8 protein-coding genes are annotated in these 7,806 nt (G+C 44.6%); 4 read left to right on the top strand and 4 right to left on the bottom strand.

Going from position 1 to position 7,806, the window contains the following annotated elements; all coding sequences use genetic code 11:
* Positions 1 to 61: 61 nt before the first annotated feature.
* Positions 62 to 598 carry a hypothetical protein gene (locus EDC63_RS07950; protein WP_124945526.1) on the bottom strand — a complete coding sequence of 179 codons (537 nt, stop codon included), beginning with the start codon at positions 596 to 598 and terminating at the stop codon, positions 62 to 64.
* 608 nt (positions 599 to 1,206) lie between these two features.
* On the opposite strand from EDC63_RS07950, the gene EDC63_RS07945 reads away from it, so the two are divergent.
* Complete coding sequence (locus EDC63_RS07945; RefSeq protein ID WP_124945527.1) at positions 1,207 to 1,698, top strand: hypothetical protein; 492 nt, start codon at positions 1,207 to 1,209, stop codon at positions 1,696 to 1,698.
* A gap of 189 nt (positions 1,699 to 1,887) precedes the next feature.
* Here the strand turns inward: EDC63_RS07945 and EDC63_RS07940 are convergent, their stop codons facing one another.
* Genes EDC63_RS07940 through EDC63_RS07930 form a run of 3 tightly spaced genes read right to left on the bottom strand, consistent with a single transcriptional unit; the run spans position 1,888 to position 4,464 of the window.
* On the bottom strand, positions 1,888 to 2,403 hold the full coding sequence (locus EDC63_RS07940; protein ID WP_124945528.1) for a Spy/CpxP family protein refolding chaperone: 516 nt from the start codon (positions 2,401 to 2,403) through the stop codon (positions 1,888 to 1,890).
* Between the two features lie 60 nt (positions 2,404 to 2,463).
* A complete protein-coding gene (locus EDC63_RS07935) occupies positions 2,464 to 3,975 on the bottom strand; it encodes a beta-barrel assembly-enhancing protease (protein ID WP_124945529.1) in 1,512 nt (503 codons plus the stop codon).
* 9 nt (positions 3,976 to 3,984) lie between these two features.
* Positions 3,985 to 4,464: a glycine zipper 2TM domain-containing protein gene (locus tag EDC63_RS07930; RefSeq protein ID WP_124945530.1), complete on the bottom strand. Its 480-nt coding sequence runs from the start codon at positions 4,462 to 4,464 to the stop codon at positions 3,985 to 3,987.
* 200 nt (positions 4,465 to 4,664) lie between these two features.
* On the opposite strand from EDC63_RS07930, the gene EDC63_RS07925 reads away from it, so the two are divergent.
* The 3 genes from EDC63_RS07925 (at position 4,665) to EDC63_RS07915 (ending at position 7,491) form a co-directional block, all read left to right on the top strand.
* A complete protein-coding gene (locus EDC63_RS07925; RefSeq protein WP_124945531.1) occupies positions 4,665 to 5,390 on the top strand; it encodes a response regulator in 726 nt (241 codons plus the stop codon).
* Positions 5,387 to 6,679 carry an ATP-binding protein gene (locus EDC63_RS07920; protein WP_124945532.1) on the top strand — a complete coding sequence of 431 codons (1,293 nt, stop codon included), beginning with the start codon at positions 5,387 to 5,389 and terminating at the stop codon, positions 6,677 to 6,679. The genes EDC63_RS07925 and EDC63_RS07920 overlap by 4 nt, the downstream gene beginning before the upstream one ends.
* 143 nt (positions 6,680 to 6,822) lie before the next feature.
* Positions 6,823 to 7,491 (top strand): hypothetical protein, encoded by a 669-nt coding sequence (locus EDC63_RS07915; RefSeq protein ID WP_124945533.1) that lies wholly within the window; start codon positions 6,823 to 6,825, stop codon positions 7,489 to 7,491.
* Positions 7,492 to 7,806: the final 315 nt, after the last annotated feature.

Here is a 7,806-nt window from a genome sequence, read left to right as displayed (position 1 = left end):
GCTACTACAAGCCTTCGCAGGCAGTAGCTACGTCTCAGAACAGACCGATTTCGATAACCAATTAAATTTGTTCGATTTTTAACCGGACACTAGTGAGCTCGTATAATCTTTGTACAATAACCTTTCCTTTGACTGGAGGATGGATAAGCAGGTAATTTGCTGCTTGTACAATATAGGCTAGCGCCAGTTCGGCCGGTGGGGTAAATTGACTTCCATCATCTGAAAATGTCGGATGGGCACAAATGTTTCTATCGTCTTTTAATCTTTCTAGATGTGATTTTTCTATCGTTGAAATAAGCTGAAGTTCGTCACAAGCAACATTCAAAATATCTCTTTCAAATGACAACATTGAGTTTGGATCATTAGGCTGTATTTTATCAAGTTGCTCTTCTAATTTTTTCGCCGCAGGGTCCTCACTTAAGCTTAACTCCCTAATTTTTTCGATTATGTCTACGCACACTGCGATCCAAGTTGTAATAAGCGATGCTCTATAAGCACCGTTTCGATAAGCGGCGATAGATTCATTTATATAATTTTTTGCGTGAACATTACGAACCTTTTGAATCAGTTCATCTAGGTTGGTTAGATGTAATTTCAAAAAGATATCCCCTTAAGATTTATTGGTTACTAAAACATAACAGTTATTATACGACCCCCCCCGGTCAGTACAAATGTTAATAATAAAGCATGCTGAATTTTTGTAACTTGTTGAATCGTTGCAATTCCATCAATTATCCTGACTGCATATTTATGAATAATACTTCAAATCATTCACTGGTGGTTTAGTTGAAATGAAATAGGTCAAATATTTAACAAACTGGAAGGTCGTTGTTGCGACCTATGCAACAACGATAACGTGACGGCGGATGATTCAAGTTCTAGAAAGTCAGTTTTCTTTTCCAGATAGACAGGATGTAAGTTTTGTTGTGCTGTTGCTATGTGAAATGACAACTAACAAAAGAACCCAGAAAACTGAAATTGGAAGAATTAGTCAGCCATATATCGCACGCTTTTGATTATCATGGTGCTGTATAGCGAGGCCAAAGACCAATAAAATCTCTAAATTGTGACAAATTGTAAATGAGGTAGATGGTTGCAACATTAAGTTACATATTTCTGTATATATCTCGGAAAATTTAATTACACTCTGGTTATGGACTTGCTTTTGAATAAATCGCAAAAATAATCGTAATCTGGAGATTCGACATGAAGCGTATTTTGATTGCAGCAGTTTTTGTAGCAACACCCTTTACTACGTCAGCAATAGCTGCCGATGTGGGTGTTTCTGTCAGTATTGGTCAACCCGGCTTTTATGGCCGAATTGATATTGGCGGCTACCCTCAGCCTCAAGTTATTTATCGTCAGCCTATGATCATTGAGCGTGTGCCGGTGAGTCGTCCACCCATTTATCTGCGCGTACCCCCTGGCCATGCCAAGCATTGGAGCAAACATTGCCGAGAATACAATGCATGTGGTGAACGAGTTTATTTTGTGCAAGACAAGTGGTATAGCCACGATTATGTTCCTCGCTATCAGGAGCAACATCGTGAACGTCGCGATAATCGTTATGAAGAACGCAGGGATAATCGACGTGATATGCGGAAGGATGATCGTCGTGATGAACGCAAAGATAACCGCAAAGAGAAATATAGAAACGATCGCCAAGTCAACGATAATGGACGGGGGCGTGACCGTTAAGCTATTGGTATTGTAATTACTATGTGGGAATTTAAAGGCAATTTGCTTGAGATTGGTTTCAGAATTTTATACCAATCGAAGGGTGTGTGACATTTCGTAGTCTCTTGGTCAATTAAGCGATATTTGTTTCAAAATAATGGCTAACATTAAAAGCAAGGCGAGCTAGGCGCCTTGCTTTTATGTTGCCGGTTAATTGGGCTTCATGTTTTCCGGATTGCGTTTACCCTTTTGCATTGATTCAAACTTTGACCGTTGCTCTTCCATTTGTTTACGCTGTTCTGGTGTTAGCAGCTGGTAAATCTGGTTGCTAGTCCGTGCATGTAGTACGGTTAACTCAGCCATATTTTTTGCGTCTGACTCAGCCAATGCTTTCACTTTTGCTTCATCGTAATTGCCTGACATGGAGATTTTGCGGATTTCCATTTTTGTCTCTCGAAGGGCTTTAAATTTTTCCTGCATTGCCTGAGAATTGCTCTGTTCCAATGTCTTAATCTTTGATTTCTGTTCATCAGTCAAATTTAAATTCCTCATGTGGTGGGTGATAGATCTACCCTCATCATTAAATCCTTCATGATGTCCATGGCTTTCATAGCGGCTTTTACAATCGGGATTCTTGTCCGTAGATGTGTTTGCGCTGACAGGTAGAGATACACCCAGGGCCATACTGCTGATGAGCAAGAATCGAGAAATATTTTGGTAATTCATGGTTAACTCCTTTGTTTACAAATTAGCCCGACTGGGCAAGTACAGCGAAAAATTACAAAGCTAAAATCCATCAAGTGACTGTTGTGACTTATTTCTGCGTGAACCGTTGTTTTGAGAAGGTTCATGCAACTGGCTGCGCAACTCCTTCAAACGATTCTCCGCAACTAACAAGTCCTGAAAGCTTCCATCATTAATACGTACTGCCAGATCAAACTGTTCGCTGGCGCCACGTAAATTTCCAAGTGCAGCGTAATACTCACCCTGATAAAAATGAGATTTGGTGAGCTTGCCTAAATTGGCATTGGCTTCTGCTGCAAGCTGATTCAACGTGGCATCATCGCGTCGATGCATGAGTTGCGATTCGGCGAAATTAGCCGCCAGCTTGTATTTTGTTTCTGTTATGAGCAGGCGAGGGTAGTCATAGACTAGTTGCATGTGATCTGGATAAAGTTTTAGGGCGGATTCGTATCTTTGGTGTGCAGCTTGCAATTGCCCGGACTGCATTAAAATCTGTCCGGCAAGGGCCTCAATCATGGGATGTTGGATCCCTTCATGGTCGATGGTGGCAATTTCCATTTGTGCTTCTTGGAATTTTTTACCACGAAGCAAGGATGCTGCGTAGCCGTATTCAGCGGCTGTATGGTTACTGTAACGGCCTTCTTTTAATTCGGCTTGCGATTCCGCAATTGCATTTTCGGGTGTTCCCTGGTAACTGCGTAACAATGAACGAACAAGGTTGAAGTCCAGTGAGTCTGGAATCTGCTTGTAAGGTTTTCCATAAGCCCGGTCTTGTGCTTCTGCAATCCGTTCCGGGGTGAGTGGATGTGAGCGCAGAAAAGCAGGGGTGTTGTTTTCGCTGGTGCGGGTGAGTTTTTCCATTCTGTCGAAAAATTTGGACATGCCATGGGTATCAAATCCAGCACGATCAAGTAATTGGAAACCCACACGGTCTGCTTCCTGCTCGTTTTCACGGGTGAAGTTAATTTGCCCTTGTATCTGAGCTGCAGTCATACTGGTCATGGCAGCTGGAATAGCTTGTGAATTGCTGTTTTTTGCTGCCAGAATGATAGCCACGGCCGTGGCAATCGAGGCCAACTGCGAACCAGACTGAGAAGCGATGGTGCGTGCAATATGATGCTGGGTGACATGTGAAATTTCGTGAGCCAGTACTGAAGCCAATTGGCTTTCACTCTGAGTAGCCAAAATGAGCCCGGTATTGACACCAATGTATCCACCAGGCATGGCGAAGGCATTGATGGCCGGATCATCTACCGCAAAAAATTCGAAATGACTGGTGATTGATGGGTCCGCGGAGACCAGTCGATACCCTAAACTATTAAGATAGGCATTTACTTCCGGGTCGTTAAAATAGGCACCGGAAGCACGCAAACCTTGCATTGCTTTCTCGCCCATAGCCAGTTCTTCCTGAGGAGAAAGTACAGCTTGCGATGCATCCCCCAGATCAGGCAGTTCTATTGGAGCCGCAAAGCTGCTTGCAGACATTGCAATTGCCACACAAATGGAACAAGCCTTGATGTATGCAGATCTGCGCGTTGAGCCTTGCTTCATCATGAAGGTACCTTATTCGGCTGTAACAACTTTATGCAGTTTCACGAATTCGCCAGGCTCGTAATTCATCATGACGGTTGATTGTTTTCCTCTGTAATCAAAAACAACCTGATAGCCTGTAGGCTCGCCTTGCTCATAAACTGTGTTGCATTCATCTCGTGTAGAATCTTTTGATCCATTCGCACCAATACGATCTCCTGCTACGGCTCCGCCAATGGCACCGACAACAGTAGCGGCATTTTGACCATTTCCACCGCCGAACCGGGAGCCGACAAGTGCGCCTGCAAGTCCGCCGAGTATTGCCCCGCCAGTGCTATGTTCAGCTGGTTGACTAACAGTGACAGGATGGCAAACCTGACGCGCAACCGGGGCGCTGTTAATCGGGGTGGAGCTCAACACGCGTCCATATTCAATCGTATCCTGAATGACGTTTTTCCCTGCCAAGGCGGTAAGTGGCAACATGAGTACGACAGCAGCCATATTTGTTTTCATATCAAAACCTCCTGAGTTATTAGAACTTGCTGCATCGGCATGCTATAGCGGCCGCCGTTGAGTCATAATAGTCAGAAGTTATTAATAGGAAGTTAATGAAAAGGGCTAAGTTGTGACTAAATGTGACTGCGCAGTCCCCTTGCAATATTTTGTAACACTTTGCTGAGCTTTCCCCTCAAACCTCGATTTAGAATTGCGACATGAACAGACAACCCCTGATATGGGTCATCGACGATGATCCGGAAATGCGAAAACTGCTGGAAGAGTATTTGCTCCAGCAAGAATTTTTGGTGAGAACGTTTGCGGGCGGGCGGGATCTGGAAAGGCGGCTTTCTCGTGAACGTCCGGACCTGCTAGTACTCGATCTGATGATGCCGGATGAAAATGGTCTTGATATTTGTCGGCGCTTGAGAGCCTCCGGTGACGATATCCCTATTATTATGCTTACTGCAAAAAGCGACCCAGTAGACCGCGTGATAGGTATTGAGCTGGGTGCAGATGACTATCTGGGTAAACCTTTTCTGCCACGTGAATTAACTGCGCGAATCCAGGCAGTGCTTCGCCGTCGTACGCCGCTTCCGCCTGGTACGCCGATTGCTGATGGCAATACCCTTGTATTTGGGCAATGCAAATTGGATTTATCTACCCGTGCGCTTTTAAAGGGAGACTTGAAAGTTGAAATTACGGGTGGAGAGTTTTCGCTTTTGGTGGCTTTTTCCAAACATCCGCACCAGCCACTTTCACGTGAACGGTTGATTGAATTAGCTCGTGGGCCGGGCTCTGAAACCGTTGATCGCAGTGTGGATGTCCAGATTTCTCGATTACGCAAGCTGATTGAGCTTGATCCAGCCAAACCCCGTCACATTCAGACTGTATGGGGATTCGGCTATGTGTTTGTCCCTGAAGATAGCGAAAATCCAGCATGAAGCAATTTATCGGTTCACTATACGTGCGGCTGGTGATGGTTTTTCTCATCGCCCTGAGTGCCAGTTTTGCCACTATGTATTTTTTGTTTCTGACGCATCTGGAAGAAGCGAGAAACAGTAATTTTGCCCGCTCAATTGCTACGCAAGTGCGGTTGGTTGAGGAATTGTTGCACAGCAGTTCTGCGGCATCACTCCCTTCCCTCAATGGCGTTAAACTGTCTCAGTCTCCACCACAGGCGCCCCCTTTGGCGGACGCCGAAATGGCACGTCGCTTGCCTTTTCTCAAGGAGCAATTGCATAAGGAATTGGGGCGAAAAGTGGTATCTATTCCGCTATCAGGTGCAATTAGAGGGATGTGGATTAATCTGATTACACCATTGAATCAGCCGCAGTGGATGTTTATTGCCATGCGAAAACCGGATGCTGGTCCTGCTGGCCCATTGTTACCTGCCTTGATTGTTGGTTTCGCAGTATTTCTGGGAGGGGGCATGTTGTTGCTATGGCAAATTCAGCGCCCACTTAAACAGTTGGGTAAAGCTTTGGAATCAGTTGGTGAGTCTCGCGAATTAACCATGCTACCAATTAGTGGTGCCGGTGAAATTCGCCTGCTTTCGCAACGCTACAACCGCATGGTGGATCGTCTGCAGCGTTACGAAGAAGACCGCAGTACTATGCTGGCTGGAGTGGCACATGATCTGCGTACCCCCATTACGCGTTTGCGACTACTAATAGAATTGGCACAAAGTACACGTAGTGGTGAAATGCAACATAACCTTGATGACATCGAACGTATAACTGAACAATTTCTGATTTATGCGCGGGGTAATGATGACGAGGATATTGAACTTCGGAATTTGTACCTGTTTGTCGAGGAAGTGGCAGGACCCTATATCAGTCAGGGTGTTTCCATTGTGGATGATCAACGCGATATTGTCATTCCCGTACGCCCGAATTCGCTGCGTCGCGCTTTGATAAATTTGATTGAAAACGCACTTGAATACGGTTCTCAACCGGTGACTGTCTATTTGTCGCAGGACCATGACTCAATCGCTCTGACTGTAAAAGATTCAGGCGCAGGTATTCCGCAAAATCTGATATCCCGTGCTATGCGCCCGTTTACCAGACTGGATGGAGCACGCGGGGGAAAAGGGCATTGCGGCTTAGGACTGGGTATAGCTTCTAAAATTGCGGAAGCACATCAGGGAACGTTGGTGCTAAATAACCTTGAAGGTGACGGATTTACTGCCTCAATATATTTGCCGGTTTTACCTTCGAAAACGATGAAGTGAAGTTGTGAATTAACCCAGTCACATTTAGTAACAATTTATTGTTCGGGAATAGTATATAGCGTGGGATAAGATGTGGAACTAGCTGTGTTGGTAACATGTAAATAGCTTTAGTCATTTTCTATCCTTATTAAGGAGCAAGTGCAATGAGTAGTATTTCTTCTTTGTCTTCTGCGCTACATACCCCCAAAATATCTGGACAAAGCCCTGTTTCAAGTGTCTCTGCTAAGGATACGGATGGGGATAATGATGGCAGCGCCGGTGTTCGCCGTGGAGGGCGCGCCGATTTCGCCAATGCGGTCTTTCAGGCGCTAAGCAAGGCTGGCATTACTCTGCCAAATTCAAGTAGCCCTGTAGAGAGTAGTGCCAGTAGTACCCAAAATGCTGATAGCACCACTCAATCCGCTTCCAGCAGTGCTGCGCAGCAAGCGCTCCATGCATTTATGCACTCGTTGTTTCAGACGCTTCAACAATTCAATCCTGCTCAATCAAACGCTTCAAACAGTAATAGTAGCAATAGTGATAATGGTCAAAGCAGTTCTGTAGCTTCGGTTAGTCAGCATGGCAGGCACCATCAGCAATTTGCCGCAGATGCGCAGCAACTTTTGCAATCCCTTACATCAGGGAATACGACTGGTAATTCGGCTACCGCTTCGCTTGATACCAGCTTCCAAAACCTTATGCAGACTTTAGGCACGTCTTCTGGCAGCGACTCAACGAAGCCAACTTTGCAATCATTTTTGCAATCGCTTGTTCAGAATTTGGGTGGTGCCGCGCCACAGGCTGCCGGGAACTTGATTCAATCACAGGCGTAGTCTCTAAGTTTTAATGGGGCTGGTGAGGGAAGATGCCTGCACTGGCTATTCAGATATAGTTCATCTGTTATCAATGTTGAAATAGAAAGTGTTGATTATTATCGACTCAGATTTAAATGCCGAAGATGGTTTGGACTTATTTCAGTTTTTGCAAAAATATATTGTTGATATGCATCTCTCTATATCTAGTTTATTTTCTGATCAATACTATACTTAAATCAAATAAGGTCTGATAACTTATTGAATGGCATCATTTATATTGTGATGGTTGGTTTTTTTGCATGACTATTTAGTCACTTTTAAAATTTTTAATAA

It is taken from the genome of Sulfurirhabdus autotrophica, from assembly GCF_004346685.1.
In the GTDB taxonomy this organism is placed as follows: domain Bacteria; phylum Pseudomonadota; class Gammaproteobacteria; order Burkholderiales; family SMCO01; genus Sulfurirhabdus; species Sulfurirhabdus autotrophica.
Note: the sequence above shows the minus strand (reverse complement) of the source record. Positions and strands in the feature narration are given on the sequence as shown.

What these genes read in the sequence shown, in the direction of transcription:
- EDC63_RS07945 (WP_124945527.1), top strand. Translation starts at nt 1,207, where the DNA reads ATGAAGCGTATTTTGATTGCAGCAGTTTTTGTAGCAACACCCTTTACT.
- EDC63_RS07940 (WP_124945528.1), bottom strand. Translation starts at nt 2,403, where the DNA reads ATGAATTACCAAAATATTTCTCGATTCTTGCTCATCAGCAGTATGGCC.
- EDC63_RS07935 (WP_124945529.1), bottom strand. Translation starts at nt 3,975, where the DNA reads ATGATGAAGCAAGGCTCAACGCGCAGATCTGCATACATCAAGGCTTGT.
- EDC63_RS07930 (WP_124945530.1), bottom strand. Translation starts at nt 4,464, where the DNA reads ATGAAAACAAATATGGCTGCTGTCGTACTCATGTTGCCACTTACCGCC.
- EDC63_RS07925 (WP_124945531.1), top strand. Translation starts at nt 4,665, where the DNA reads ATGAACAGACAACCCCTGATATGGGTCATCGACGATGATCCGGAAATG.
- EDC63_RS07920 (WP_124945532.1), top strand. Translation starts at nt 5,387, where the DNA reads ATGAAGCAATTTATCGGTTCACTATACGTGCGGCTGGTGATGGTTTTT.
- EDC63_RS07915 (WP_124945533.1), top strand. Translation starts at nt 6,823, where the DNA reads ATGAGTAGTATTTCTTCTTTGTCTTCTGCGCTACATACCCCCAAAATA.